We start from the raw sequence: 26,425 nt of genomic DNA on the forward strand, positions 1-26,425 counted from the left end.
AGAGAAATAACAAAGAAAATTCTTTAGAAAAAAAGACAGAAGTCCGAAAAGGACTACGTTTTGAGATGGAAATTCAAACAGGAATGTCTGGCAAATTTATGTGGATTGCCAAAATAAAAAGGCAAGGTTTTACCCTTGCCTTTTCCCCAAATCTTACCATGAACTTAACCTACTTATGCTATGGTTCTTCGAAAGTAAGGCAAGCATTCAGGTGTGGAAAAGCTCTTGGATGAACACCCGTTAAAACCGTTGAAATACGGGCATTGCAAATGCGTGTGGGAGAAGTAGTACGCTGTGTGAAAGGAGCAACTTCAGGGCTTGTGATAAAATAGGGAGTGATGGGTTAAAATAAAAAAGGCGGAGAAGACTCCGCCTTTTTTTCCCCAAATCTTACCATGAACTTAAACCTACTTATGCTATGGCTATCCGAAAGTAAGCCGTCAAGCCGCTCAGCATAGCAATTCAGCGATGAATTGCTTAAAACATCGATGAAATACCACTAAAGGTGTATTTCGTCGATAATCTTAATAGGCACGCTGGTTTTTGCCTTCATAAAAATTGATAAAAGCGCGGTTTACGACCCGATTGCCACCGGGAGTTGGATATTCACCCGTGAAGTACCAGTCTCCCAAATTTTTAGGGCAGGCTTTATGAAGATTCTCAATGGTCTGATAGATAATTGTTACTTCCGCCTTGATATCGGCAGGGCTGAGGATCTCAGCTATTTTGGCTGAAATCTCCTGTGCCGTAAAAGGCTCGTAAAACCTTTTCACATAGTTTATGTCTTCTGAGTCTTCCCGGACTACTGAGGCTTTACATTCTTCGTAAATATCTTTGATGGTATCTTCCGTTCCGCGATCCTTGTGAAGTTCAAGAGCAGCCCTGAAGGCGATAAAGTCTTCCAACTTGGCCATATCAATACCATAGCAGTCGGGGTACCGTATCTGGGGTGCGGAGGAAATCACAATGATTTTTTCGGGATTCAGTCTGTCCAGAATCCGAAGGATGCTTTTCTTCAGTGTCGTTCCCCGAACAATACTGTCGTCTATTATCGCCAGGTAATCCCCCTTTTCCACGGCCCCATAGGTAATGTCATAAACGTGGGCCACCAGATCGTCCCGACTGCTATCCTGGGTGATAAAAGTTCGGAGTTTGGCGTCCTTGATCGCAACCTTTTCAATCCGTGGACGTACATTGAGGATTTCGTTAAGGCTTTCCGGATTGAGGTCGGAACCCAATGCGAGTATTTGAGATTCCTTCTTTTTGTTGAGGTAGGTCTGCGCCGCTCCAACCATGCCCAGAAACGATGTTTCTGCGGTATTGGGAATATAGGAGAAAACGGTCCTGCGGATGTCCCCGTTTATCGTTTTCAACAATTGCGGAAACAATAGCCGCCCCAATTCTTTGCGCTCCTCGTAGATCTCCCGGTCATTCCCCCTGGAGAAATAAATGCGTTCAAAAGAGCATGCCTTTCGCTCTTTGGGCTCCAGGATTTCATCGATCGAGACCTGGCCATTTTTCTTAATGATAATGGCATGGCCCGGGGGCAACTCCTCTACGCTGTCGTAGGTAACATTAAAAACGGTTTGGATGGCAGGGCGTTCCGAGGCGATAACCACTACTTCCTCATCCTTGTAGTAATAAGCCGGCCGGATTCCTGAGGGGTCTCTGAGGACAAAGGCATCACCGTGCCCGAGCATTCCCGCCATGGTGTATCCCCCATCCCAGTTCTTCGAAGATTTCCGGAGGATTTTCGCGACTTTCAACCGCTCGGCAATATGAGGGGAAGCTTCCATTTTTGAAAACCCTTCTTTCTTGATATTCTTGTACAGTTTGGCTACCGCATCGTCGAGAAAATGCCCGATCTTCTCCATTACCGTAATGGTATCAGCCATCTCTTTAGGGTGCTGTCCCAGCTGAACCAGATTGTCAAACAATTCCTTGACGTTGGTCATATTGAAGTTCCCGGCGACAATAAGGTTGCGGTGCATCCAGTTGTTTTGCCTCAAAAACGGGTGAACACTCTCAATACTGTTCTTTCCAAAGGTCCCGTAACGGACGTGTCCGAGGATCAATTCCCCGATATAGGGAATATTGCTTTTAAGCCATTGGATATCCTCTGCCTTTTCGGGAGACTCTTCGAGAGCTGTATTGATTCTGAGATTTATGCGGTCAAAGATGTCCTGAATAGGTTGTGACTGTATGGATCGTATGCGACTCATATAACGCTCTCCTGCGTCCATATCGAGTTTAATACTGGCGTAACCAGCCCCATCCTGACCCCGATTGTGCTGTTTTTCCATCATCAGGTACATCTTGTTGACCCCGTAGAACGCCGTCCCGTATTTCTCCTGATAATATTCAAGGGGCTTCAACAGGCGGATCATGGAAATACCACATTCGTGTTTGATCGCGTCACTCATGGAAATAGAATTAAAAAACCAATATGATATGGTCGGTTATTGGATCTCAAAATCAAACTGCGTCAGATCTTTAAATTCTTGTAACCGGGTCTCGATTTCGTCAGGAGTTACATCCTGAATGCGTTCCGTACCAAAGCGCTCGACGCTGAATGAGGCCAGATTAGACCCGTGTATCACAGCGTTTTTAAGGTTTTCAAAAGAAATATTTTTTGTCTCTGCCAGATATCCGGTAAAACCTCCTGCAAATGTATCCCCCGCACCTGTCGGATCGAAGACTTCTTCTAAGGGAAGCGCAGGTGCAAAAAAGATCCGTTTTTCGTGAAAGAGTAGGGCTCCGTTTTCGCCTTTTTTAATCAGGACGAATGCCGGCCCCATGGCACTAATTTTACGAGCGGCTTTGACCAGGGAATATTCTCCGCTGAGCTGTCGGGCTTCTTCATCGTTAATGGTAATGACATCTACCTTGCCAATCACGTCGATCAGGGCATCCCAGGTGTGTTCCATCCAATAATTCATGGTATCGAGAACAATCAGTTTGGGTCGGCTCTTTAATTGCCTGAGTACACTAGACTGAATTTCGGGGTGCAGGTTGCCGAGCATTACGACATCGGCATTTTGGAACCCCATGGGAACTACGGGATTAAAATCTGCAAGCACATTGAGTTCCGTCGCCAGTGTGTCCCTCGTATTCAGGTCGTGATCATACTTTCCGCTCCAGAAAAATGTCTTTCCTTCTTTGACGACTTCAAGGCCTTCGATATCCACGGACTTACTTTTCAGCAGATCGAGATATTCCTGAGGGAAATCACCCCCGACTACGGAGACGATACCAGGCTGTACATTGTAATTGGAGGCTGCGAGTCCTATAAAAGTTGCTGCTCCGCCGAGGATTTTATCGGTTTGGCCGAATGGAGTCTCAATGGCGTCGAATGCCACCGTTCCGACAACGAGTAATTTACCCATTGATTTAAAAGATTTTTGCAAATATACGGTTTTGATTTGCGATACCTCATGGCATCAGGAGTGAAGTTTTGAACTACTTCCTGCCAAAATCTGCCGGGATTTCACCCCATGCCCGGGTTTCCCATTTTACCACGGGGGTGTTATAGGAATTGGAGTGCAACCATTCCTCTGCCCTGTGGATCATCTCAAAAAGTGCAGCATTTTTTTCTGAGGGTTTCAACTGTGTATTGCATTTTTTCTTCCTGACCCATGCCATCGCAGTTCTGGAATCTGAATAAAGCACACGGTTACTGCCGTGTTTTTTGAGATAAGCAAGTCCATGTACTATGGCGAGAAATTCTCCAATATTGTTCGTGCCCTCTTCAAAGGGTCCCTGCCGAAATAGTTTTTTCCCAGTTTTTGTATCTACTCCCTGATACTCCATAATCCCCGGGTTTCCGCTTGAAGCTGCGTCTACGGAAATCGACAGGTAATTGGGCGGCCCGATATCCTTCATCAATTCCTTTGAGCCCTTTTTTTTCTTGGCAATCAGCTTTAAACTGTCTTCGTAAGAAGTATTAAAGGCTTTTTCTGCCTCATCCCGGGTAATAAATCCCATGTATTTTGCCCCTTCAAAACCTTCAACTTCTTTTTTGCAGGCCTGCCAGCCTTTGTAAACCCCGGGGTTTTTCCCTTTCCAAACCGTGTAATATGCTTTTTTCTGAGCCATGGTTCAGGGAAATAGGAGGGTAGCGATGGTCGAGGGGTAATATTTGTATTCCAGGGAGTGAACTTTTTCGGCCAGGGTTTCAGGGGTATCATCCGGGTTGACAGGGATGCGTTCCTGAACCAGGATACTGCCTTCGTCATAGGCCGCATTAACGCGATGGATAGTGATACCCGATTCTTTTGCCCCGGAAGAAATTACTGCTCTATGTACGTGCATGCCGTACATTCCCTTCCCTCCGTATTCGGGAAGCAGGGCCGGATGTATATTTATAATGCGATCCGGGTAGGCGTTTACCATGGCCTCCGGAATTTTCCACAGGAATCCGGCCAAAACGATGATGCTGGGATTCAAACTTTTTAATAGCCCCATAAGGCCATCAGCTTCCTGGTAGGCCGGACGGTTGAAGCAATAGAGCGGTAAACCCAGTCTTTTGCAGCGATCAACAACTCCGGCTCCCGGGTTATTGCACAAAACACCTTTGATGGTTACCCGCTCATCCCCCTTAAAGAAATTAGCAATATTCTCGACATTGGAGCCTGAGCCCGAAGCGAATAGTACAATACGTTTATCGTTTTTCACGGAAGGAATTTAGGGTCGGATTTAAGGGCAAATGTACTATTGTCAGCTCTAAATTGTGTATATTAGGATACATTTTGATGGTAAATGGAGGTTTTATTCCAAAGTTTTATATTTTTGCCATCATCTTAATTTTAAATCTTACAATATGTCAGATATTGCATCAAGAGTAAAGGCTATTATTGTTGATAAGCTGGGTGTTGACGAAAATGAAGTGGTTACTGAGGCCAGCTTTACCAACGACCTGGGGGCAGATTCACTCGATACAGTGGAGCTTATTATGGAATTCGAAAAGGAATTCGATATACAAATCCCTGATGATCAAGCTGAAAATATCGCAACAGTAGGCCAGGCCATCAGTTATATTGAGGAGGCCAAGAATTAATGATATCCTATTCATTAGTATTTAAATTATCCATGTGGTAAACGCGCTGCATGGATAATTTTTTTTTAATTTACGCTTGGGTTGAAAGTACATTTATAGATTCGTTCCATGGATAAAAAGCGAGTAGTAGTTACCGGGATGGGGGCCCTTACGCCCATTGGGAACACTTTGGATGCGTACTGGGAAGGACTTATAAGCGGCAAAAGCGGGAGTGATTTTATCACGTATTTTGACGCTGAAAAATTCAAAACAAAATTTGCCTGCGAACTTAAGGGGTTTGATCCCATGGATCATTTCGACCGGAAAGAAGCCCGAAAGCTCGATAGATTTACACAATACGCTTTAGTTTCCTCAGATGAAGCCATTGCAGATTCAGGTCTGGACCTGGAAGCCATAGACAAATTCCGGGTCGGGGTGATCTGGGGCGCAGGGATAGGAGGCCTGGAAACCTTTCAGACCGAAGTTCTGAACTTTGCCCAGGGAGACGGGACTCCCAGGTTTAATCCATTTTTCATCCCCAAGATGATTGCGGATATAGCTCCGGGTAATATCTCAATCAAACACGGCTTTATGGGGCCGAACTATACGACAGTTTCTGCCTGTGCCTCTTCGGCCAATGCGATGATCGACTCCCTGAATTATATCCGTATGGGATATTGCGATGTGGTCGTAACCGGAGGAAGTGAAGCAGCTGTAACCATTGCAGGAATGGGTGGTTTCAACGCCATGCACGCACTTTCTACCAGAAATGATAGTCCAAAAACGGCTTCCCGTCCTTTTGATGCCACAAGGGATGGTTTTGTGCTCGGTGAAGGCGCTGGAGCGCTTATTCTCGAAAGCTACGAGCACGCTAAAGCAAGGGGCGCAAAAATTTATGCCGAAATACTGGGAGGCGGATTATCCAGCGATGCCTATCACATGACTGCACCCCACCCTGAGGGGATAGGGGTGATCAGGGTTATGGAAAATTGCCTGGAGGATTCAGGCGTTTCCCCTGAGGACGTAGATGCCATCAATACGCACGGAACGGCAACCCCCCTGGGGGATGTTGCCGAACTCAAGGCTATTTCCCACGTATTTGGGGACCACGCCCCGAATATCAATATCAATTCGACAAAATCGATGACGGGCCACCTTTTGGGAGCTGCCGGGGCCATTGAGGCAATTGCCTCTATCCTGGCCATGAAGCACAGTATCGTGCCACCGACCATCAACCATACCACGGTAGACGATCAGATCGACCCGAGGTTGAACCTTACCCTGAATAAAGCGCAGAAGCGGGAAGTAAAGGTAGCCATGAGCAATACCTTTGGATTCGGAGGGCATAATGCATGTGTCTTATTCAGAAAATTTAGTTAGAAGGCCGATGACATTTCCCGGAAATATCTTCAATTCCCATCCCAAAGAGGATGGGGATTTTTTTTTGGGAATCACTCAAATCCTCGGCTTTAAACCCCGGAAACTGGACCTCTACAAGAATGCATTCCTGCATCGATCCCTAAACCTGAAGGATAAAAAGGGCAACCCCCTGAATTACGAGCGTATGGAATTTTTGGGGGATTCAATGCTGGGGACCATCATTTCCCATTACCTCTATAAAGAAGTTCCGGCCGGTGATGAGGGCTATTTGACCAAAATGAGATCAAAAATCGTCAGTAGAAAGCACCTGAATGAGTTGGGGAAAGATCTGGGGCTTCTCAATTTTGTGGAAAGCCGAATTCCTAAAGAACACTTTGGTGAAAACATCTACGGTAATGTTTTTGAGGCGCTGGTAGGTGCGATTTATTTGGACAGGGGGTATAAGTACTGCGAGAAATTCATACAGTCAAGGGTGATTGACCCCTATGTGGATATCGAACAGCTGGAAGGTAAGGTAATCAGTTATAAAAGCCTGGTCATCGAAGGATGTCAGAAACAAAAGAAGGACTTTCAGTACGAGGTGTACGAGGATACCGGAAATGACCCGATAAAACACTTTGGGGTGAAGCTATGGATCGATGGACGTATTATGGCCAAGGCACGGGCAACATCAAAGAAGAAAGCTGAAGAGAAAGCTTCAAAAAGGGCGTTCTATGCCCTTCAGGGAAAAAAGAAATAGCCGTATTGTCAGAGCTACAACGTTTTCGCAATTTATGGGAAGTCCTTAGGGCCGGCCGTTCTAGGTGAATTCCTGCAGAACACGTATCTTTACTTTTGGTACTTTGTCATGGGAGAAATGGAGGATTTGTGGGAGGACCTTCTGGATGAAACAGTATTCAGCCTCTTCGCCATCCATAGCAATTTGGAGGATTATGCCATGGCTTACGCGATAAATGCGGCCTTCGGGCTTCACCTTAAGCGTACCCGGGAAGACCTTGAGCTCAATGCCCATGGTTTGTTTGTGGTCTTTGAATGGAAGGATGAGACGGCATATAGGGAGTGGACCTTGTTTAAAAATTCGGGATCGGAATACGGAGCCGGGTCATCCACGGGACTATTCAAGGATGAACCTGAAGTAAAGCGCCGGTCTCTAATCCCCGAAAAGCGAGAAGTGGATTTTTTTCTGAAACTGGAAGGAGATGAGCAAAACCTTGGAATTCTACCTTCTCTTTTATCCATCCCCAGGGTGAGTACGGCATACAGGCTTGAAACTGCAAAACTAAAATCCAGATACAATCTAATTTACTAGAGGAATGCCCAATAAAAAGAAAACTAAAATAGTTGCCACCCTTGGCCCTGCGACCAGCAAGAGAGAAGTACTCAAAGGGATGATGGAGGCAGGTGTAGACGTGTTTCGAATCAATTTTTCCCATGCGGATTACGAAGATGTAAAAAAGCGGGTAAAAATGATTCGGGAATTGAGCGAGGAACTTCAGGTTTATACCGCTATTCTGGCCGACCTTCAGGGTCCCAAACTTCGTGTAGGAGTGATGTCTGGAGAAGTGATAGTAGCCCCGGGGGATGAAATTGTTTTTCGGACCGGTAAACCTTTTGAGGGCACTGCCGAAGAGGTTTATATGAACTACAATGATTTCCCGAGGGATGTCAATCCGGGGGAACGCATACTACTCGATGATGGGAAGCTCATGTTTGAGGTTGTCGAGACAAACCGCAAGAATGCCGTCCGGGCAAAAGTAATTCAGGGAGGTCCACTCAAATCTAAAAAGGGGGTGAACCTTCCAAATACGAATATTTCCCTGCCGGCCCTTACAGAGAAGGATATCAAAGACGCCATTTTTGCTATTTCCCAGGAAGTGGACTGGATAGCCCTATCCTTTGTGCGACACAGCCAGGACCTTATCGACCTGCAACAGATTATTGAGAAGCATTCGAAGTACAAAATCCCCATCATCGCCAAAATTGAAAAACCAGAGGCGGTAAAAAACATCGATAAGATTGTGGCGTATTGTGACGGTCTTATGGTTGCCCGGGGGGATCTGGGAGTTGAAGTTCCTGCCCAGGAAGTTCCGCTTATTCAGAAGAAATTGGTTTTACGCGCCAAAAAGGCACGGATTCCGGTAATTATCGCCACTCAGATGATGGAAACGATGATCACCAGTATGGTGCCTACCCGGGCGGAAGTCAATGACGTCGCGAATTCTGTTATGGACGGCGCGGACGCGGTGATGCTCTCGGGTGAAACTTCTGTTGGAAACTATCCGATCCAGGTGATCGAGCGCATGACCAGCATCCTTAAAAGTGTTGAGAGCTCCGACCTGATCAATGTGCCCCAGGAACCACCACATGTACGTACTAAACGATATATTACCAAAGCGGTATGCTATCATGCAGCATCGATGGCCAATGAGATCAAAGCAAAAGCCATTTCAACGCTGACCAATAGCGGGTATACGGCATTCCAGATTTCCGCATGGAGACCCAGCGCCCATATCCTGGTATTTACGTCAAACCTGAGAATCCTTTCGCAACTCAATCTTCTTTGGGGCGTAAAGGCCTTTTATTACGATCGCTTCGTGTCAACAGATGAGACCATTGAGGATGTAAACCGGATCGCTTGTCAAAAAGGCTTTTTGGATGTTGGGGATATGCTAATCAGTCTCGCGGCCATGCCCATAAAGGACAAAGGGATGGTGAATACCCTGAGGGTTACAGAGATCGAAACGTGTAACTTATAAACCGGCAGCCAGGCATTTTTCAATTCTGATATCCTCAGGAGCAAAACCAATTTACGATGAATCCACTACAAAAGGTGCGTTTAGGCATTGCAGGGTTTTTCCTGCTGGCCTTTTGGGCTTGTAAGGATGCCCCGACTTCAAACCCGAATACCCCTGAAGAGATCGGGGATACAGCTCCTGCCCAGGTCCAAAGCCGCTATCCTGAGGCCTTTGCCAGGGCTTTAGAGGCTCATGGCGGTCTTGAAAACTATGAAAAGTTCCGGTCTTTAGAATTTAAATTGGAAAACTGGCCCTTTGGTAAGAAGGCTCCCTTGACGGACCTTCACAGGGTAGACCTGCAAAACCGGAAGGTGCTGATTGAAGGAGATAAGTATCGCCTGGGATTTGACGGAGATGAAGTTTGGGTAGAAAATCCAAAGGCGCTTGGTACTCCTGCGGACTTTTACTACGCCACCCCGTATTACTTCAGTCTGGTTCCATTTGTTTTTACAGATCCGGGTACAATTCTTGAGGATCAGGGCCCCGTCACTTTTCAGAATACGCTATACCAGGCTGTGAAAGTGACCTACGAATCCGGTATAGGGGATACCCCTGAGGACTATTATGTGTTGTATCTGGACCCGGAGTCCTATGAGGTCAAAATGATGTCTTATATCGTTTCGTTTCCGGCATTCCGAAATGGGAAACAGGTTCAGGAACTCGAACCCCACGTAATTGTTTACAAGGATTATCAGGAGGTGGAGGGCCTTAAAATGCCTCATTCCTTTGCGTTTTACAATTGGAATGAAGGCATGATTGATCTCGGGGAAAAACCCAGGGGAGAGGCACAATTCTCACAACTCAAACTCACAACCGAAGTTTTCCCGGATATGATCTTTAACAAGACCAATTGATCCGGGTTTAAAAATCAAATTTCAACTGAACCTGTACCGCATTCTCAGCGGGTTCATTTGTTGTTTTTTCCGTGTTGAGGTTCGAAAGGGATATCCCCAGCAGCCGAACGGAATTCTGCAGCGGTTCCTGATATAACAATTCTTTGGCAATTTCCAGGACCATGGAAGCCGTGGAAATATAATAAGGCAGGGTTTTACTCCGGGTGTGCAGTCGGAAATCACTGTATTTAATCTTCAGGGTAATCGTTTTACCGGCTCGCTTTTTAGGTTTTAGACGTGATTCCAGCTCCGCCGCAATGGCTGATAACCGGTCCAACATGAAGACTTCACTGCTCAAGTTTTCTGAGAATGTGCGTTCCGCTCCAACAGACTTGGGAGATCGTCTGGGTTGTACGGGACTAAGGTGAATTCCCCGTACTACCTGATAATAGTGCCTGCCGCTTTTACCGAAATGCGTCTCCAGGAATTCCGGGGTTTTCCGCAGTAAATCTGAACCTGTAAAGATCCCCAAATTGTGCATTTTCTCTGCGGTAACCCTGCCCACACCATAGAATTTGCGAATTTCAAGGGCCTGAAGGAATTGGGGGACAGCCTCAGGTGGAATGGTCTTTTGCCCATTCGGTTTATTGAGGTCACTGGCAATCTTGGCGATAAACTTATTGATGGAAATCCCGGCAGATGCCGTTAGCCCGGTTTTAGTGTAGATTTGATCCCTGATTTCCCTGGCGATGAGGGTAGCTGACGGGATTCCTGTTTTGTTTTCGGTTACATCAAGGTAGGCCTCATCCAGGGAAAGGGGTTCCACCAAATCGGTATACTCCCGGAAAATCTCCCGGATTTGCAGCGAAATTTCCTTGTAGCGTTCAAACCTGGGTTTAACAAAAATGAGATCCGGGCACTTTTGTTTTGCGAGATACCCACTCATGGCCGAGCGGACGCCATAGGTCCTCGCTTCATAGCTCGCCGCGGCTACAACACCTCTTTTAGAACCGCCGCCCACGGCAAGGGGTTTTCCTTTGAGGGATGGGTCGTCTTTCTGTTCAACCGAAGCATAGAAGGCATCCATGTCCACATGGATAATTTTACGCAGGGGTACCTCTGTCTCCATAATCAAATTTACTATATATTTAGGCGATGGAAAGGCAGGGAAAGAAGGCCATAGTATTGGGTGCCACCGGCCTGGTTGGGCGTTTGTTGACCCGGAAACTGCTCAAAAACGCTCAGTACTCAGAAGTCCTCATTATGGGCAGGACTCCTTTTGGTGAAAGGGATCCAAAACTTACTGAAATCCGGGCAGATTTACACGCACTGGAAGACTTCGAACACCTATTTTCAGGAGATGTTGTTTTTTGTTGTATCGGTACAACAAAGGCTAAAACCCCGGATAAAAAGAAGTATAAGGCGATAGATTACGGGATTCCTGTTACTGCTGCGGGATTATGCAAAGCCAATGGCATCCCTGCTTTCCTCGTCATATCGGCCTTAGGAGCAAATCCACAAAGTTCCCTTTTTTACAACCGTATAAAAGGTGAGATGGAAGCTGCCGTACTCAGGTATGACCTGCCCCATACGTATTTGTTGCAACCTTCTCTTATAGGTGGAAACCGTTCAGAGACCCGAAAGGGAGAAAAACTTGCCATAAAAATTATGGGACTGTTACAACCGATTTTTCGCGGTCCCCTGGCAAAATACCGGATCATTGAACCCGATACCATCGCCGAGGCGATGATTTATTTGGCAGAGAAACCACAGGCAACACCGCGAATACCTTCTGATCAAATTCAGAAACTCGGACAGGAGGCGAAATCTTAACACTGAGGAAAGGAATACCCACATGGTAGAAATTGAACGAAAATACTTGGTGAATGGGCTTGGTTACCGAAAGGAGGCCAGAGCTCATATCCGAATAGTTCAGGCATTTCTGTCGACCGATCCGGATCGCACCATACGCGTGAGATGTACGGGACCCCATGGATTTTTGACCATTAAAGGGCGCACCTGTGACAAAGGGACTACCCGACGGGAATGGGAGTATGAAATCCCGCTTAAAGATGCAGAAGAAATGCTTGCCCTGTGCGTAACACCTCCGATTGAAAAAATTAGATATCAAGTCGAATTTGGCCTTCATACATTTGAAGTTGACGAATTTACAGGCCTTAATCAGGGCCTGACCCTGGCAGAAGTGGAGCTTGAATCAGCAGATGAGGTTATCGAAAAACCTTCATGGCTGGGACAGGAGGTGACAGGGGATATTCGATATTACAATTCGCAGCTGAGTCTCAAACCCTATACCACATGGAACGATTAGTATACATTGCTTTCATCATTATGTGCACAGCCCTCGCAGGAGGTTGCAAAATAGATAACAAAACTCCTCAGGAGCCGGTGAGCGCGGAGCGCCCACAACCACCTTCAGTGAGTAACCTCAAGAAGAAACTTGTGGATGAGGGCTATGAAATCTTTGATTACGTGGATGAGAAAACCGGAGATACGGTATTGATGCAGCAATACTTTATCGCCTTCTTAAAGAGCGGACCAAACCGTACACAATCCAAAGCAGCGGCCGACAGCCTTCAGGAACTTCATATGGCACATTTAACGCGTATGTACGAAGAAGGGTATGCAGATATTTCCGGGCCGTTCGGGGATGATGGCGAAATACGCGGGATTACCATTTACAATACCCCTACCCTGAAAATGGCAGATAGCCTTGCGAATCTGGACCCCATGGTCAAATCCGGACGTCTGCGCATCGAAGTTCATCCCTGGTGGGCTGCCAAAGGCTTTCCGTTGCGGTGATCTTATAAAACGCTCTTGAATTGCTTTAGAAAGCGGAGGTCATTCTCGCTTAGTAACCGAATATCGGAGATCTGATATAGCAAAAGTGCAATACGGTCAATACCCATACCAAAAGCAAAACCTGAATATTCCGAGGAATCAATACCGCAATTGTCGAGAACATTCGGGTCTACCATACCGCATCCCATGATTTCAAGCCAACCGGTGCCCTTGGTCATTCGATAGTCTGTTTCGGTTTCCAGGCCCCAGTAAACATCGACCTCGGCGCTTGGTTCTGTAAAGGGAAAGTACGAAGGACGCAGCCTGATTTTTGATTTCCCGAATAAGGCCGTTGTAAAATACTGCAGGGTTTGTTTCAGGTCGGCAAAGGAGACGTTTTTGTCAATATAGAGTCCCTCGACCTGATGAAAAAAGCAGTGTGACCTGGCCGAAATAGCCTCATTCCGATAGACCCTTCCGGGAGAAATAGTGCGAATAGGCGGCTTATGCTCCTCCATATATCGTACCTGCACGGAGGAGGTATGTGTCCTTAACAGAATATCCGGATCGGTTTGTACAAAAAAGGTGTCCTGCATATCCCGGGCAGGATGGTATTCCGGTAAGTTCAGCGCGGTGAAATTATGCCAGTCATCTTCGATTTCCGGTCCTTCAGAAACGGTGAAACCGATTCTTGAGAAAATGTCAATGATCCGGTTGCGAACAATTGAGATTGGATGCCGGGCACCGAGCTCCAATGGCTCACCGGGGCGCGTAAGATCACCAAATAGGTTCTCCCGGTGCCTTGACTCCTGCAGCCCTTCACGCAGCGTTTGGACCTTGTCAGAAGCGGCAATTTTCAACTCATTTACCTGTTGGCCAAACGCTCGTTTCTCCTCCTTTGGAACATCTTTCAACGCTTTGAAAAAATCGTTGAGGAGTCCTTTTTTTCCAAGGTATTTTATGCGAAAAGCTTCAATAACTTCAGGGTCTTCTGAGCTAAAGTCCTTTACGTCTGCGATGTGTTTTTTCAGTTGGTCGATCATGCAGATAGCGGTTTTCCGGTGCGAACCCCGGGTTAAAGGGGATAACAGGAAACAAATGTACTATTTTTCATCATTTGGAACGGGGATGTTTTTACGTATCCAGCGGATACATGCACCGAAAGAATCAAATATTTGTGCTTCCGGCACCAATTCGGGAATAATATCAATGCCTTCCATGAGATATCTGGGTTGTTCCAGCAGATTCACAAAAAGAATGGTGACGCCCTTTTGAGCCAATCCCCGGAGTACTTCCTCCATAGCATACAGGCCGGACTGGTCCATATACTGCATCCTTCCCAGACGTAGAATTACGGTATTGGCTTTGGGAGGTATTTGGGCAGACAGCTGATGAAAACCGCTTGTGTTACCAAAGAATAAAGGCCCCTTGAGGTGTTTAATAAAGACGGTATCCTCCAGGCTTTCCGGGAAATTTTTTTCATCCGGCCAGGCCTTTTCCGGCTGCAGCGGACGCACCTCTGAACGCTTAGCTGTCAGGTCGCCAATGGCTTTCATAAAAATCAGGGAGGCGATAATTAGCCCGATGCCAACGGCGTAGACCAGATTCCAGAAGGTGGCCAGGACCATAACTATGACCATTATCACTACGTCCGCACTAATTCGAAAGGGTCCTAATCGCATGTTTTTAGGAAGACTGGGGATGGCTTTTAAGCCCCGATAATCCATAACGCTAATGCCGACCGTAATGAGAATTCCCGCCAGCACAGCAGCAGGTATATTCGAGGCAACCGGTCCGAGGGCCAGCAGGATAAAAAGGAGGAGGATCCCGGAGATCATCCCGGATAGTTTTGTCGTCCCTCCGGCATTAATATTTACAACAGTCCGAATCGTAGCTCCTGCTCCTGGCAAGCCACCAAACAAAGCTGAAATACTGTTGCCAATTCCCTGACCGACCAGTTCCCGGTTAGGTTGGTGACGTGTTTTTGTGATATTATCGGCGACCACAGAGGTCAACAGGGAGTCTATGGCCCCAAGGAGTGCCAGGGTAAAGGCAGTAAAGAGGTAGGGCGTAATCGTTTCCAGGTCAAACTCGGTAAAAACCCGCATTTCAGGAAGGGGTAAGCCCTGTGGAATGACTTCAATAGGCCGGTAGTCGATTTTAAAAAAAAATGCGATGCCCGAAACGAGCAGTAAAGCTACAAGGGTACTGGGAATGACACGGGTGATTCTCTTGAACCCATAAATAATCAGGATGGTGATCAATGTCAGAATGAGTTCAATCCAATTTAATTTAGAAAAAGCCCGGGGGAATACGCGGATGGCTCCGATGACCCCGGAAGCCTCTGACGAGGCCAGGGATTCAGCTTCTTTATGGATCGCTTCCGATGTGATTTCCCCCGAACGCTCGATGGTTTCTTTAAAGTCTTCAAGGACCAGGATGCCCTCCCCAGCCTCATCTTCCAGAATATTTTCAAGCAGCAATTCTTCTGCCTGAGGTTTAAAGGTATTTATAAACACTTCATCTTCTTTGGGATAGTACCCAAGGGCAGGGAGTAGTTGTGTAATGATGATGATCAGCCCAATAGCGGTCATAAACCCGGAAATAACCGGGTAGGGGATATACCGGACGTATATCCCAAGTTTGAGTAACCCAAGGGTGACCTGCATCAGGCCGGCTAAAAGGAAAACCATCAATATTGCAGGCAATGCCTCCTCCACAATACCGTCATAGGTTGCAATAATACCGGCGATCACTACCATGCTGACGGCTGTCATCGGGGCGGTTGGCCCTGAAATTTGGGTGGGAGTTCCTCCGAACAATGCTGCAAAAAAGCTGAGAAAAATGGCCCCGTATAACCCTGCACTCGGACCCAGGCCCGAACTGACCCCAAAGGCAAGTGCAAGGGGTAAGGCGACGATTCCTGCCGTTATGCCGCCAAACAGGTTTCCTCTTAGATTTGAGAACAGGTGTTTCACGTGTTTTCAGGATTGGATATCAAGATACTGAATTACAAATTGAAGCGTTGTAATCAGCTGTCACTGCCAGATTCTATCAGCAGTCTTAAAGATCCAGAAATCGGACCTTTCCGGAAGCAATATCGTACATAGCACCTGAAATGATAATCTCCCCGTCTTCTTCCATCATGCGGAGTACGGGGCTTTGTTTGCGGATGTTATCCATGGTCAGGCGAACATTGGTCTCGGCAACCTGATCCACAAAGCTGAGATTTTGAGAGGTACGCTCCAAAGGATCTTCTGGTTTAGATACGGCCTGAACGGCAGGTTTAATCTTGGATAAAAGCCCTGTCAGATTACCCATACGGGCATCATCGCAGGCACCTTTAACCGCTCCGCATGAGGTATGCCCAAGCACGAGAATTACTTTTGTGCCTGCTAATTTGCAGGCGAATTCCATGCTTCCAAGCAAGTCGTCGTTTACAATATTACCGGCCACCCTAACGCTGAAAATATCTCCAACGCCCTGATCAAAAACAAGTTCTGCGGATACCCTGGAGTCGATACAACTTAGAATGGTTGCATAGGGATACTGGCCCGTGGAAGTATCACGTACCTGTTCAAGCAGGTTTCTATCGGCCTGAAGGTTCTTTACAAAACGGTCATTTCCATTTTTGAGAAGTGCGAGTGCTGCGGAAGGGCTAATATTCGCCTGGTCTTCTTTGGTAAGTGCTCTCATAGGTCGGTCGGATTCACAGGGGCTGCCTGAAGGTTTATAAATTCGGAATAATCAACGGGATTTCTTTCTTCTCCCTGCTGGGAGATCAACAAGATATCTATGTTTCTGTCCCTTGCCTTAAAAGAAAAATCACTTAGGATTTCAATAATATCGTTGTCGAGGTAGCGCGTCTTGCGCACGTCGAGCTCCAGGAAAGTTTCCGGGGGCAGTCCATCGAGTTCCTTGAGGATAGCCCCTTTATTGAAAAAGGTAACTTCTTCGGCAAGAGTCATTCGAATCCTGTGCCGGCCATTGCTCTTATCTACGATGTGCAGAAAATGACTGTTCTGGTAGCTTTTAAAGAGAATTACGACAATACCGACACCAAGCCCGAGCCCGATACCCACCAGGAGATCGGTGAAAATAATACCCAGTACTGTGACGATAAAAGGGGTGAACTGCTTCCAGCCCAGCGAATACATATGTTTGAACAAGGTGGGTTTGGCGAGTTTATATCCTACCAAAAACAGGACAGCTGCCAGGACGGAGAGCGGTATTTTATTGAGCAGGCCCGGGATAAGGATTACCGAAATCAGCAGGAAAAAACCGTGAATCACCGCCGAAAGCTTTGTGCGGCCCCCGGATTGGATATTAGCAGAACTCCTTACGATTACCTGGGTCACGGGCAGTCCTCCAATAAGTCCTGACAACATATTGCCAACACCCTGGGACAAGAGTTCTCTGTTTGTAGGCGTTACCCTCTTCATAGGATCGAGCTTATCCGTAGCCTCTACACAGAGCAGGGTTTCCAGACTGGCCACCAGTGCTATTGTAAAGGCGGTAATCCAGATTTCGGGTTGTCCGATGACTGCAAAATTTGGAAAACTGAACTGGGCGAGGAAGGAGGCCGTATCCTCTGGCACCGGTACGCTGACCAGATGTTCTGACGAAATCCCCCAAAAGGTGTTACCCTGCGTACTTATAAAAAAGAGAATACCAATGACTACCGCGACCAGGGGTCCCTGTACCAACTGAAAAAATCTGTGTCTACGGGTTAGCACCCGATCCCAGAGCACCAGAATCCCGAGACCGACAAAGGCGATAAGCGTTGAGCCGGGTGAAATATTCTGAAAGGTCCTGAAGATTTCAGTAAAGGTGGTTTCCCCGTCCACCTGCATAAATGCAAAATCGCCCTCCGGATCCGCATCGTATCCAAAGAAATGGGGTATCTGTTTCAGGATAATAATAATTCCAATCCCTGTAAGCATGCCTTTAATGACTGAGGACGGGAAATAATATCCGATAACCCCGGCCTTTAAAAGACCAAAAACCAATTGGATGGCGCCCCCGAGTACTACGGCCAGCAGAAAATTCTGATAACCGCCCAGGGTTCCTATGGCTGTAAGCACTATCGCGGCAAGCCCGGCAGCCGGGCCGCTTACCCCAACCTCAGAACCGCTGAGAGACCCTACGACAATTCCCCCTACGATCCCTGCAATGAGCCCGGAAAATAAAGGTGCGCCACTGGCCAGTGCGATTCCCAGACATAAAGGAAGTGCGACAAAGAAAACAACGATACTGGCCGGAAGGTCCTGCTTGAGGGTTTTAAACATAGAGAGTCATTAAATATTACGCGTCTTCCGTGAAATGCCTGAAGTTATTTCAGGAGGCACTTCACCTGAAGAACCTGTTTGTTTTTACAAATGCCCAACCACGTATTCATACGGGATATTTTCATGGGGTCATTCCTTTTTGGGCGCGGGAACTATTCACGTTTAATACCCAAAGCCAGAATCCGTACGAAATTTGGAAGGGTTATTCCCGGCTGAATAACAAAGATAGAAGAGTAGCGGACTCAAACTGTTAAAGAATGTTAAAAATCCTTTAGAAGGCGGAGCGCATCACCTTCGGCCCATCCCGTTTGTCCGTCGGCCAATTCAATTTTCAGCCATACGTCCAGGGAATCCTTTACCTGAACCTTGGTGCCCTCATGAAGAAGAAAAACAGGACTGCTATCCCTGTTCGGTTCAGAACGGACCGTGATTTCCCGATTGAAAATAATGGCAGGCTGGGACTCCTGGTAGGCGCGGTATCTCAGGTAAGAAAACGCGGTACAGAAAAGTGCAAGCATCAGGGCGATACCACTGCTGATCAAACCGATTCGCTTTCGATTTGGCCGATCACTGCCCAGAAAGAACAAATACATCCCGACGAACAGGAACATTAAGAAGATCCCCAAAAATGCCCATGTATTCATGGAGAATGAATTGAGAATCCCTTTGTAAAGCCGCTCCAGATCCGGTTCCGGGAGTGGGCTGATATCATCCAGGGTCATGTTTCTGGCATAGGCGAGATTATTCAGAATTTCCGTATCTCCAGGTTTTAGCAGGAGTGCCTTCTCGTAATAATAGATGCTGGGGGCGACTTCATTCTGTTTATAATGCGCATTCCCCATATTGAAATAAAGGGCAGCCGAATGCTCCCCATTACTTAGTATTTGCTCGTAAAAGCCAATGGCCTCCTCGTAATTCCCCTGATTGTAGGAGGCTGTAGCCTTATCAAAAAGGTCTTCACTTTGCGCCATACCCAGATTCCCTAACATTAGGAGGGCGAAAACAGGATTGATTAAACTGTGGGTCAGCTTCATAATCATAGGGCTTTGTCAAGGGCAGTGATCACTTCACTGGCTTTTTGATAATCCTGCTCCATCTGTACCTGAGAAAAGGGGCTGTAGCGCGCCCTTTCACAATTTTCCAGAAGGGAAATAAAACCATCACTGGCGGAATCATCTACCTTTTTTTCCGATAGTAAGGTGCGTATTTTGTCCTTGGAGAATTCAGAGGTTTCTATTTTGAGTTTGGCCTTCAGATAATTATGCAATGCCTTTTCCATGGCGACATAAAAGGATTCCTTGTCTCCAAGCGCTTTTTTCGCTGTGGAAAGATACTTTCTGGCGAGTCGGTTGGCTCTTCGGACGCGCGTTCCTTCAACATCCATTTCTCGTGCTTCCTTCTTCCTGCGAAACAGTATAAAGAGCGGTATGGTCAACAGGGGTCCCAAGAGGAGTGCCAGGTGCATCCGGGTACCGACGAACGTATTCCATTTTTTAGGAATGAGTTCTGGGGTGAGTTTGATAAAATAAAACTGATCTCCTCCCTGGACGGTAGTTTTGGGAGCCGTGACAATGTCCGGGGTATCCAGGGTAGCCTTGGGGCCTTCCAGGACATTGATGGTAATTTCACGGGACGTGATCCGCTCATATTTTTCCTTTTCTGGATTAAAGAATGAAAACGAAATTGACGGAATAGGATATTTGCCCTGATAGCTGGGGACGACGGTATACTGCTCAGCAACACTACCCTTCATCCCGGAGAGATTTGTCTTGACATCCTCATTGAATTCAGGTTCATAGACTTCCAGGGCACTGGGAAGGGTGAGTTTTGGTAATTGGAATAATTTAAGGTTTCCGGTTCCGGAAACTACAACCTTGGCCTGCAGGGATTCACTTGCATTAAGTGCGTCTTTGGTTGTGGTCACTTCAAAATCGAAATCCCCGACTGCCCCACTGAAATCTGCGGGTTTACCCGAGGTTGGAAGGGGTTTGACCTGTATGGTCCTGTTACCCGCCGAGACCACTTTGTTGGTTTTCGTATAGACGCGTCCCCCAAAAAAGTCCCGTTTCTCCGTTGGTACTTCAAGAGAAACGTCCAGCGCTAGGGGTTCAATTTCGAGATCACCGCTTTTCTGTGGATAAAGCACTACTCTTTTCAGGATTACATAGCGATAGGGCTTGCCCTGGTATATGCCTTCTTCGATATTATAGCGGGAAAGGGGAATGTCCTGACTCCAGAAATTATTGTATTTGGGGTTGTCCAGCGGACGAAAGTTTGACACCACGATGGATGGGCTTACAAAGAGCTTATAAACCACGCTTATGGGTTCATTCAAATAGGGATCCGTTTTGGAAACCTCCGCGATTAAATGCAAATTCTCGTCTGCGATATCATCGGCTGAAGGTGCACCGTTTGGTCGCGCGACGGCATCGGTTACAGTGATCTTTTTCGGAATGGTCTTATAGGTTTTCCCTTTTATAATAATGCTGGCCTGGCCAATGGAATAGGTGCCCTTCGAAAGTGGCGCCAGGGTGTATGAGTAGGTTTTGGAATAGGAACGAACACCGTTAATCCATGATGAGCTGATCGCCTGAGAGGGACCCATAAGGATTCTGAATCCCTCAAAATCAGGAGGTACAAAATTGTCTCCATCCCGGTTCATGATAAAATCTGCCCTGAGGCGCTCATTGACCCCAAGCCGTTCTTTGCTTACCTGAAGTTCAAAGGTTACATCTTCCGACTCTTGACCCCAGGTTGTGAACCCGGCGGTGAGCAGGAGAAAAGCAAACGCGATATGTCGCCTGAGCAGGTACATCTACCAGTCTTTTTCTTTTTTTACTTTAGGTCCCTTTACTTTCTGGGCGTCTATTTTTTCCTTGACTTTCTTTTCCTCGTTTTCCATAGCTTCCAGCAGGTTTTCTATTTGCTGGGGAGAGAGCTGATTTGGCCTTGGAGGACTTTGTTTTTCATCCTGTTGGGAGGGATCCGGTTTTTGTTCCTGCTCTTCTTTTTCAGGGCCATCCCCTTCTTTGTTTTCCTCCTTTTCGGAATCCCCATCCTGTTGATTCGGATCCTGATTGTCTTCCTGTTCTTCTTCTCCTCCCTGATCCTGATCCTGATTCTGATCCTGATTCTGCTCCTTTTCTTCGTCCTGGTCCTGTTGCTCGTTCTGATCGTCCTCATTCTGATCCTGGTTCTGCTGGTCTTTCTTCAGCATTTCCTTGGCAAGGGCCAGATTGTATCGGGTTTCTTCATCCCCGGGGTTATTCCTTAGCGCTTCCTTATACGCCTCTACGGCGTTTTCATACTCCTTTCGCTTCATATAGACATTGCCCATGTTGTGGTAGGCCCTGTGCCTGTCGGGTTTTTCATCCGCGCGCTCACCGGCTTCTTTATAGCTACCGAATGCTTCTCCAAAACTCTCGTTTTCGTAATAGGCATTCCCGAGGTTGTAAGGCGCTGCCGGATTTTCAGTGCTTTTTGATATGGCCTTGCGATAAGTTGCTTCAGCCGTGATAAAATCGTCAGATGCGAGTTCCTGATCTGCCGCGGATGTGAGCTTCTTAGACTCCTCAAGGGCCTCATAATCTATTTGCTGCTCCTGTTGTCCAAAACTGATCAGGGCACAAAACAAACTAAATACCAATATCAGGTTTTTCATTCAGGAAGCTTTTTTTCATTAAACAAATCCAGTTTGCGAAGCCAGGCCGTTTTGCGCTCCAGCACAAAAATGTCCAACATGAGAATAAGGAGTGCGCCAGCTAAAAACCACTGGAACTGGTCCTTAAATTCCGCAAATTGTTTGGCCTCGAATTCCTTCTTATCCATCTGGGCCAGGATTTCCTGTATGGCCTCAACCGCGGCAGCTGTATTTTCACCGTTAATGTAGGCACCATTGCCTTCACTGGCAATTTCAATGAGAATTTCTTCATTGAGCCTGGTGATAACTACCTCTCCCTCGGAATCTTTTTTAAGAGACGATACAACCCCATTGCGCTTAATGGGAATTGGTGCGCCCTTAGGCTGCCCCACTCCAATGGTATAGACCTGGATCCCCTGCTCGGTGGCGAGATCAACCGCATCTATAACGGCTCCTTCTGAATGGTCTTCCCCATCAGAGATAATAAAAAGAACCCGATTGGTCTGTTCTTCGTCGTCAAAATACGTTGCAGCGAGTTTAATGGCCTCATTTATGGCCGTGCCCTGTGATGAAAGCATGTCCGTATTCATGCTTTGAAGGAACATTTTAGCCGCTCCGTAATCTGTGGTTATCGGTAATTGGGGGTATGCCTGTCCGGCATAGGCAATAATGCCAACCCTGTCACTGGCCAGTTCGTTTATGATTTCAGAAACCAGGCGCTTTGCTTTTTCCAGGCGATTCGGGGCGATATCCTCTGCGAGCATACTCTTGGAGACATCCACAGCAAACACAATATCCACACCCTCCCGTTTCACGGTCTCCAGTTTAGTACCCATTTTGGGGTTTACAAGGCCCAAAGTGAGAAAGGTCAGGGCCATGAGTAACAGGATCATCTTGATTTGAGGTTTGAATATGGACCGATCAGGCGCCAGTCCCCCGAGAAGCTTAGGGTCTGCGAATTTGCGCTGAACACGTCGTTTCCAGATCTGGTGGATAAAAAACAAAAAGACCACCAGGGGTAAAACCCCCAGCAGATACAAGTATATTTTTTCGTCGAGTTGAATCATATCCGCTTATATAAAACTTCTGAATACGGTGATTCGCAAAATCCATTCCAGCAAGAGCAATGCTCCCGCCAGTAAAACCCAGGGCCTGAATTTTTCTTCGTATCGATAGTATTTGAATTCCTCTATTTCAGTTTTCTCCAGTTTATTGATCTCATCGTAGATGGCTTCCAGTTTTTCATTGTCCGTTGCCCTGAAGTACTGACCTCCGGTGGCATCGGCTATTTCCTGCAGCAGGACCTCATCAATTTCAACCTGTCTCATGCCGTAGCGAAAAGAACCATCTGCGTTATAACCCACTGGAGAGAGCGCATTTCCATTGGTTCCCAGGCCTATTGTATAGGTTTTAATGTTGTATTCCAGGGCGAGGTCAGCGGCTGTCTGCGGTTCGATAAACCCGGCATTGTTGACTCCGTCAGTTAACAAAATGATCACTTTGCTGATTGCCTTACTCTCCTTTAGGCGGTTAACTGAAGTAGCCAGTCCCATTCCTATGGCAGTACCATCGTTGAGTTGCCCATAGGTAATGTCTTCAAGTGCGTTCAGGACAATGCTTTTATCACTTGTTATGGGAGTCTTGGTGTAGCTTTCCCCGGCATAAACCACAAGGCCAATGCGGTCACTGGGTCGTTTTCGGATGAAGTCCGAGGCGACTTCTTTCAGTGCGGAAAGGCGATTTGGCTTTAAATCCCTGGCCAGCATACTCGAGGATACATCGATCGCCATCACGATATCTATACCCTTGGTGGTTTTGGTTCTCGTGGAAATATCCTCAGTCTGAGGGCGGGCCATGGCGACAATGACGGCTGTAATGGCAAGTAGCCGAAGCACGAAGATAAAGGGCCTGAGTTTGCTGAGCACTGAAGCAGTGGTGAACCCTTTCAGGCTCGAAATACGGAGGGTAGGGGATTGCTTCTTCCTTTTGAGATAATACCAAAACAATGCCACTGGTAGTACGAGCAGTAACCAGAAAAACTCCGGATTGGCAAATTGGATATCTCCCCCTATCATATGACTGTTTTCACTTCAATTGTATTGAGAATCCGGTCGACGATTTCCTCTGCATACAGATCATCTTCTTCCCAGGAAATCACAACCTGTTGCATAAAACCGTTTCCTCCAAAAAGCAGAATCGCGTACTTCCCTTTCAAAAATTCATCGGAATCCGGGATTTTGAAATTTCCCCTTCCAAATACTTTTGTGCCGGGAATACCGGAAACTGTTGTGAATTCTTCCTGTTTGGTAATGATGTTTCGGGCGCCATTCCTTTCAAACCCGGCCAGAATCTGGTCCACCGCCCCTTCGTAATCCGGCGCTTCATCTGTTTTGGTAAATACGGTAGAAACAGCGGCAATGGAAAGGTTGGCGCGGTGATCATCATAGGCAAAGGCATCCAGGTCCTGTATTGTACCCATGGCTTCAGGAGGCAACTCGATTTCCTTGCGGTAGAGGACTTCGGGCGTCTCCAAGATCACAGGTGGATATCCATATGAACTGGAGACCCATTCGCCTTCGAGCAAATTTTTGCTTGGGTTGCCAATAAGATAATCTTTGACAGTCTGGAAACCGAAATAACCAATAGCCGAAACCAGGGCAACGACGAGCAGGCCGGCAGCCGCGCCCAGTGCAAAACGAATCTTTCGTTTGCGTTGCTGCTCGGCTACTGCCATCCGGTATTCTTCCTGTTGGAGAAGCTCCTCCTCCGTAGGTTCGGGAATGGCTTCCTTTGTTTTCTGAACAATTTCCTCAACCTTGTTCCGGTCTTCCTCAGCTTTCCGCAATTCGGGCTTGCTTTTCGCAAATTTGACCAGGTCAGCGGTTTCCAAAATATTTTGGAACTGCCTTAAGGTGTTATCTTCAAGGTCCAGTTTTCCGGCATCCCTGAGTAATTCAATTTTTTCAAGGAGCTGTCCGGTGGTACTTTCCAAAGCACTAATATGTACTTCTTCCTCCAGATACCCGCGAACGATACTGGTGAGTTCGGTATAGTATTGTTTGAACTCGTCCTGAATTAAATACCGGGATTGTTCCAGGCGCTTCAATTCCTTCATCGCCCTTTCATAAGGAGGGAGCAGAGCTTCCGCCTCCTCTTCTGAAAGTGGTTTTTTTCGCAGGAAAAACCAGTAGTAGGCGCCGCCGGCCAGGAGTACTGCCAGAAGTCCGAGGGCAACCCATTTCAACCAGCCCCAACGGCTTGCCTGCACTTCCATCATCGGTTTTATATCGTACATTTTCTGATTCACGGTATCCACCGGAACGGTGGCCACCATAACCAGGATGGAATCCGTAAAAAACCCTTTTCCGTCGATTTCGATGCGCTGAGTGGGCAGGATGTAACCTCCCGAGTCGAATTGCGTGAGGGCATATGTTTTCTGTAACAGCAGGCGGTCGTTTTTCCGGGTGGTATCCGTCATAAAGGCCTCTACAGTCTCAAGGGGAGAAAAGGTCTGTCCTTCAGGAAAGATGACCTGGGCTGCAGAATCTACTTCTACGGCAACGGTCCATCGGATCTGCTCGCCTATCCGTATCGAGGCGGTGTCAGCCGAGGAGACAATTTTGGGCGCCTGTTGGGAAAAAGCAGGGGCAGACATAACCACGAGCCAGAATAGAAGGATTCTGATTTTCCCTTCCATTTCAGGTACTAAGACGGCTATTTTGTCCCTTCGCATCAACTTCTTCGTTTAAAATATCCCAATAATTTTTTCACATAACTCTCATCTACCTGGCAATCCAAAACGCCGCAACCCGCACGTTTAAAGGTATCCTGGAAGTAGTATAATTGTTCCCTGTAATGGCTTGTATAGGCGTTTCGAACCTGGCGGGAACTTGTATTTACCCATCGGATCTGGCCCGTTTCGGCATCCTCCATGGAAACGACACCAAGGTTGGGTAACTCCCGTTCCATCGGATCGTAGACCCTGATCCCGGTCAGGTCGTGTTTTTTCCCCGTAATTTTCAGGTTGTGTTCATAGTCATCGGCCATGAAGTCAGAGAGGACAAATACAATCGACTTCTTCTTGAGCACATTAGAGAGAAATTTCAGGGCACCTGAGATATCCGTTCCGTGACTTTTGGGCTCGAATTCCAGTAATTCCCTGATGATCCGAAGCACATGACTTTTTCCTTTTTTGGGCGGGATAAAAAGTTCTACTTCTTCAGAGAACAGAATCAGCCCGACTTTATCATTATTCTGCAAGGCTGAGAAAGCAAGGGTAGCGGAAATTTCGGTCAGCACCACACGCTTGAATTGATTAACGGTCCCGAAGAATTCAGACCCGCTGACATCTACCATCAGCATCATAGTGAGTTCCCGCTCCTCCTCAAATACTTTTATATAAGGCTCATTATACCGGGCTGTTACGTTCCAGTCAATACTTCGGACATCATCGCCATATTGATACTGCCTGACCTCGCTGAAGGTCATACCCCTCCCTTTGAAGGTAGAATGATATTCTCCACCAAAAATATGATCGGAAAGACGCCTGGTCTTAATCTCGATCTTACGGACTTTTTTTAAGAGCTCTTTAGTATCCATTGGCGTTCACGGGGGTTCATCTATTCGGATACAGGCTGTTGATCAGGTAACCCTGA

Annotated in this window: 25 protein-coding genes; 9 read left to right on the forward strand and 16 right to left on the reverse strand. The window is 47.0% G+C overall.

The window, feature by feature from the left end; translation table 11 throughout:
- Positions 1-524: 524 nt before the first annotated feature.
- The 4 genes from QU605_RS07065 to purN all read right to left on the reverse strand — a co-directional run bounded on the left by QU605_RS07065 (position 525) and on the right by purN (position 4,674).
- Positions 525-2,423 carry an amidophosphoribosyltransferase gene (locus QU605_RS07065; protein WP_289724583.1) on the reverse strand — a complete coding sequence of 633 codons (1,899 nt, stop codon included), beginning with the start codon at positions 2,421-2,423 and terminating at the stop codon, positions 525-527.
- A gap of 36 nt (positions 2,424-2,459) precedes the next feature.
- Positions 2,460-3,386: a PfkB family carbohydrate kinase gene (locus tag QU605_RS07070; protein WP_289724584.1), complete on the reverse strand. Its 927-nt coding sequence runs from the start codon at positions 3,384-3,386 to the stop codon at positions 2,460-2,462.
- Positions 3,387-3,459: 73 nt separating this feature from the next.
- Positions 3,460-4,095, reverse strand: a complete 636-nt coding sequence (locus tag QU605_RS07075) for a ribonuclease H1 domain-containing protein (protein ID WP_289724585.1) — start codon at positions 4,093-4,095, stop codon at positions 3,460-3,462.
- A 3-nt stretch (positions 4,096-4,098) separates the two neighbouring features.
- Complete coding sequence (purN, locus tag QU605_RS07080) at positions 4,099-4,674, reverse strand: phosphoribosylglycinamide formyltransferase (RefSeq protein ID WP_289724586.1); 576 nt, start codon at positions 4,672-4,674, stop codon at positions 4,099-4,101.
- Positions 4,675-4,819: 145 nt separating this feature from the next.
- On the opposite strand from purN, the gene QU605_RS07085 reads away from it, so the two are divergent.
- From QU605_RS07085 to QU605_RS07110, 6 genes are all read left to right on the forward strand, one after another.
- The gene (locus QU605_RS07085; RefSeq protein ID WP_289724587.1) at positions 4,820-5,056 is read left to right on the forward strand and encodes an acyl carrier protein; all 237 of its coding nucleotides are present in this window, start codon (positions 4,820-4,822) and stop codon (positions 5,054-5,056) included.
- A gap of 108 nt (positions 5,057-5,164) precedes the next feature.
- Positions 5,165-6,415, forward strand: a complete 1,251-nt coding sequence (fabF, locus tag QU605_RS07090) for a beta-ketoacyl-ACP synthase II (protein ID WP_289724588.1) — start codon at positions 5,165-5,167, stop codon at positions 6,413-6,415.
- A 7-nt stretch (positions 6,416-6,422) separates the two neighbouring features.
- Entirely contained in the window at positions 6,423-7,154 is a 732-nt protein-coding gene (rnc, locus tag QU605_RS07095) for a ribonuclease III (RefSeq protein ID WP_289724589.1), read from the forward strand.
- Positions 7,155-7,262: 108 nt separating this feature from the next.
- A complete protein-coding gene (locus QU605_RS07100) occupies positions 7,263-7,724 on the forward strand; it encodes an IPExxxVDY family protein (RefSeq protein WP_289724590.1) in 462 nt (153 codons plus the stop codon).
- Between the two features lie 4 nt (positions 7,725-7,728).
- On the forward strand, positions 7,729-9,171 hold the full coding sequence (pyk, locus tag QU605_RS07105) for a pyruvate kinase (protein WP_289724591.1): 1,443 nt from the start codon (positions 7,729-7,731) through the stop codon (positions 9,169-9,171).
- Between the two features lie 56 nt (positions 9,172-9,227).
- On the forward strand, positions 9,228-10,064 hold the full coding sequence (locus QU605_RS07110) for a DUF6503 family protein (protein WP_289724592.1): 837 nt from the start codon (positions 9,228-9,230) through the stop codon (positions 10,062-10,064).
- A 7-nt stretch (positions 10,065-10,071) separates the two neighbouring features.
- On the opposite strand, the gene dinB is transcribed toward QU605_RS07110, so the two are convergent.
- The gene (gene dinB, locus QU605_RS07115; RefSeq protein ID WP_289724593.1) at positions 10,072-11,172 is read right to left on the reverse strand and encodes a DNA polymerase IV; all 1,101 of its coding nucleotides are present in this window, start codon (positions 11,170-11,172) and stop codon (positions 10,072-10,074) included.
- A gap of 26 nt (positions 11,173-11,198) precedes the next feature.
- Between dinB and QU605_RS07120 the strand changes: the two genes are divergently transcribed.
- Genes QU605_RS07120 through QU605_RS07130 form a run of 3 tightly spaced genes read left to right on the forward strand, consistent with a single transcriptional unit; the run spans position 11,199 to position 12,863 of the window.
- A complete protein-coding gene (locus tag QU605_RS07120) occupies positions 11,199-11,876 on the forward strand; it encodes an NAD(P)H-binding protein (RefSeq protein WP_289724594.1) in 678 nt (225 codons plus the stop codon).
- A gap of 22 nt (positions 11,877-11,898) precedes the next feature.
- Positions 11,899-12,372, forward strand: coding sequence for a CYTH domain-containing protein (locus tag QU605_RS07125; RefSeq protein WP_289724595.1), 474 nt, complete (start codon positions 11,899-11,901; stop codon positions 12,370-12,372).
- Complete coding sequence (locus QU605_RS07130) at positions 12,360-12,863, forward strand: YciI family protein (protein ID WP_289724596.1); 504 nt, start codon at positions 12,360-12,362, stop codon at positions 12,861-12,863. Before QU605_RS07125 ends, QU605_RS07130 begins: the two co-directional genes overlap by 13 nt.
- Positions 12,864-12,865: 2 nt before the next feature.
- On the opposite strand, the gene pheS is transcribed toward QU605_RS07130, so the two are convergent.
- The 11 genes from pheS to QU605_RS07185 form a co-directional block, all read right to left on the reverse strand.
- Positions 12,866-13,885, reverse strand: coding sequence for a phenylalanine--tRNA ligase subunit alpha (pheS, locus tag QU605_RS07135; protein WP_289724597.1), 1,020 nt, complete (start codon positions 13,883-13,885; stop codon positions 12,866-12,868).
- A 60-nt stretch (positions 13,886-13,945) separates the two neighbouring features.
- A complete protein-coding gene (locus tag QU605_RS07140) occupies positions 13,946-15,820 on the reverse strand; it encodes a SulP family inorganic anion transporter (protein ID WP_289724598.1) in 1,875 nt (624 codons plus the stop codon).
- Positions 15,821-15,905: 85 nt separating this feature from the next.
- The gene (locus tag QU605_RS07145; protein WP_289724599.1) at positions 15,906-16,538 is read right to left on the reverse strand and encodes a carbonic anhydrase family protein; all 633 of its coding nucleotides are present in this window, start codon (positions 16,536-16,538) and stop codon (positions 15,906-15,908) included.
- Entirely contained in the window at positions 16,535-18,130 is a 1,596-nt protein-coding gene (locus QU605_RS07150) for a SulP family inorganic anion transporter (RefSeq protein ID WP_289724600.1), read from the reverse strand. Before QU605_RS07150 ends, QU605_RS07145 begins: the two co-directional genes overlap by 4 nt.
- A gap of 260 nt (positions 18,131-18,390) precedes the next feature.
- A complete protein-coding gene (locus QU605_RS07155; protein ID WP_289724601.1) occupies positions 18,391-19,164 on the reverse strand; it encodes a tetratricopeptide repeat protein in 774 nt (257 codons plus the stop codon).
- A gap of 2 nt (positions 19,165-19,166) precedes the next feature.
- A complete protein-coding gene (locus QU605_RS07160) occupies positions 19,167-20,945 on the reverse strand; it encodes a BatD family protein (protein ID WP_289724602.1) in 1,779 nt (592 codons plus the stop codon).
- Positions 20,946-21,791, reverse strand: coding sequence for a tetratricopeptide repeat protein (locus QU605_RS07165; RefSeq protein WP_289724603.1), 846 nt, complete (start codon positions 21,789-21,791; stop codon positions 20,946-20,948).
- On the reverse strand, positions 21,788-22,837 hold the full coding sequence (locus tag QU605_RS07170; RefSeq protein WP_289724604.1) for a VWA domain-containing protein: 1,050 nt from the start codon (positions 22,835-22,837) through the stop codon (positions 21,788-21,790). The genes QU605_RS07165 and QU605_RS07170 overlap by 4 nt, the downstream gene beginning before the upstream one ends.
- Positions 22,838-22,843: 6 nt before the next feature.
- The gene (locus QU605_RS07175; protein ID WP_434967917.1) at positions 22,844-23,845 is read right to left on the reverse strand and encodes a vWA domain-containing protein; all 1,002 of its coding nucleotides are present in this window, start codon (positions 23,843-23,845) and stop codon (positions 22,844-22,846) included.
- Positions 23,842-25,503, reverse strand: a complete 1,662-nt coding sequence (locus tag QU605_RS07180) for a hypothetical protein (RefSeq protein WP_289724605.1) — start codon at positions 25,501-25,503, stop codon at positions 23,842-23,844. Before QU605_RS07180 ends, QU605_RS07175 begins: the two co-directional genes overlap by 4 nt.
- Positions 25,503-26,369, reverse strand: coding sequence for a DUF58 domain-containing protein (locus tag QU605_RS07185; protein ID WP_289724606.1), 867 nt, complete (start codon positions 26,367-26,369; stop codon positions 25,503-25,505). Before QU605_RS07185 ends, QU605_RS07180 begins: the two co-directional genes overlap by 1 nt.
- Positions 26,370-26,425: the final 56 nt, after the last annotated feature.

Source organism: Robiginitalea aurantiaca (genome assembly GCF_030380815.1).
In the GTDB taxonomy this organism is placed as follows: Bacteria; Bacteroidota; Bacteroidia; order Flavobacteriales; family Flavobacteriaceae; genus Robiginitalea; species Robiginitalea aurantiaca.

Bases quoted from the DNA above. Each gene is read 5' to 3' on its own strand.
- QU605_RS07065 (WP_289724583.1), bottom strand. From the start codon at position 2,423: ATGAGTGACGCGATCAAACACGAATGTGGTATTTCCATGATCCGCCTG.
- QU605_RS07070 (WP_289724584.1), bottom strand. From the start codon at position 3,386: ATGGGTAAATTACTCGTTGTCGGAACGGTGGCATTCGACGCCATTGAG.
- QU605_RS07075 (WP_289724585.1), bottom strand. From the start codon at position 4,095: ATGGCTCAGAAAAAAGCATATTACACGGTTTGGAAAGGGAAAAACCCC.
- QU605_RS07085 (WP_289724587.1), top strand. From the start codon at position 4,820: ATGTCAGATATTGCATCAAGAGTAAAGGCTATTATTGTTGATAAGCTG.
- fabF (WP_289724588.1), top strand. From the start codon at position 5,165: ATGGATAAAAAGCGAGTAGTAGTTACCGGGATGGGGGCCCTTACGCCC.
- rnc (WP_289724589.1), top strand. From the start codon at position 6,423: ATGACATTTCCCGGAAATATCTTCAATTCCCATCCCAAAGAGGATGGG.
- QU605_RS07100 (WP_289724590.1), top strand. From the start codon at position 7,263: ATGGGAGAAATGGAGGATTTGTGGGAGGACCTTCTGGATGAAACAGTA.
- pyk (WP_289724591.1), top strand. From the start codon at position 7,729: ATGCCCAATAAAAAGAAAACTAAAATAGTTGCCACCCTTGGCCCTGCG.
- QU605_RS07110 (WP_289724592.1), top strand. From the start codon at position 9,228: ATGAATCCACTACAAAAGGTGCGTTTAGGCATTGCAGGGTTTTTCCTG.
- dinB (WP_289724593.1), bottom strand. From the start codon at position 11,172: ATGGAGACAGAGGTACCCCTGCGTAAAATTATCCATGTGGACATGGAT.
- QU605_RS07120 (WP_289724594.1), top strand. From the start codon at position 11,199: ATGGAAAGGCAGGGAAAGAAGGCCATAGTATTGGGTGCCACCGGCCTG.
- QU605_RS07125 (WP_289724595.1), top strand. From the start codon at position 11,899: ATGGTAGAAATTGAACGAAAATACTTGGTGAATGGGCTTGGTTACCGA.
- QU605_RS07130 (WP_289724596.1), top strand. From the start codon at position 12,360: ATGGAACGATTAGTATACATTGCTTTCATCATTATGTGCACAGCCCTC.
- pheS (WP_289724597.1), bottom strand. From the start codon at position 13,885: ATGATCGACCAACTGAAAAAACACATCGCAGACGTAAAGGACTTTAGC.
- QU605_RS07145 (WP_289724599.1), bottom strand. From the start codon at position 16,538: ATGAGAGCACTTACCAAAGAAGACCAGGCGAATATTAGCCCTTCCGCA.
- QU605_RS07150 (WP_289724600.1), bottom strand. From the start codon at position 18,130: ATGTTTAAAACCCTCAAGCAGGACCTTCCGGCCAGTATCGTTGTTTTC.
- QU605_RS07155 (WP_289724601.1), bottom strand. From the start codon at position 19,164: ATGAAGCTGACCCACAGTTTAATCAATCCTGTTTTCGCCCTCCTAATG.
- QU605_RS07160 (WP_289724602.1), bottom strand. From the start codon at position 20,945: ATGTACCTGCTCAGGCGACATATCGCGTTTGCTTTTCTCCTGCTCACC.
- QU605_RS07165 (WP_289724603.1), bottom strand. From the start codon at position 21,791: ATGAAAAACCTGATATTGGTATTTAGTTTGTTTTGTGCCCTGATCAGT.
- QU605_RS07170 (WP_289724604.1), bottom strand. From the start codon at position 22,837: ATGATTCAACTCGACGAAAAAATATACTTGTATCTGCTGGGGGTTTTA.
- QU605_RS07175 (WP_434967917.1), bottom strand. From the start codon at position 23,845: ATGATAGGGGGAGATATCCAATTTGCCAATCCGGAGTTTTTCTGGTTA.
- QU605_RS07180 (WP_289724605.1), bottom strand. From the start codon at position 25,503: ATGCGAAGGGACAAAATAGCCGTCTTAGTACCTGAAATGGAAGGGAAA.
- QU605_RS07185 (WP_289724606.1), bottom strand. From the start codon at position 26,369: ATGGATACTAAAGAGCTCTTAAAAAAAGTCCGTAAGATCGAGATTAAG.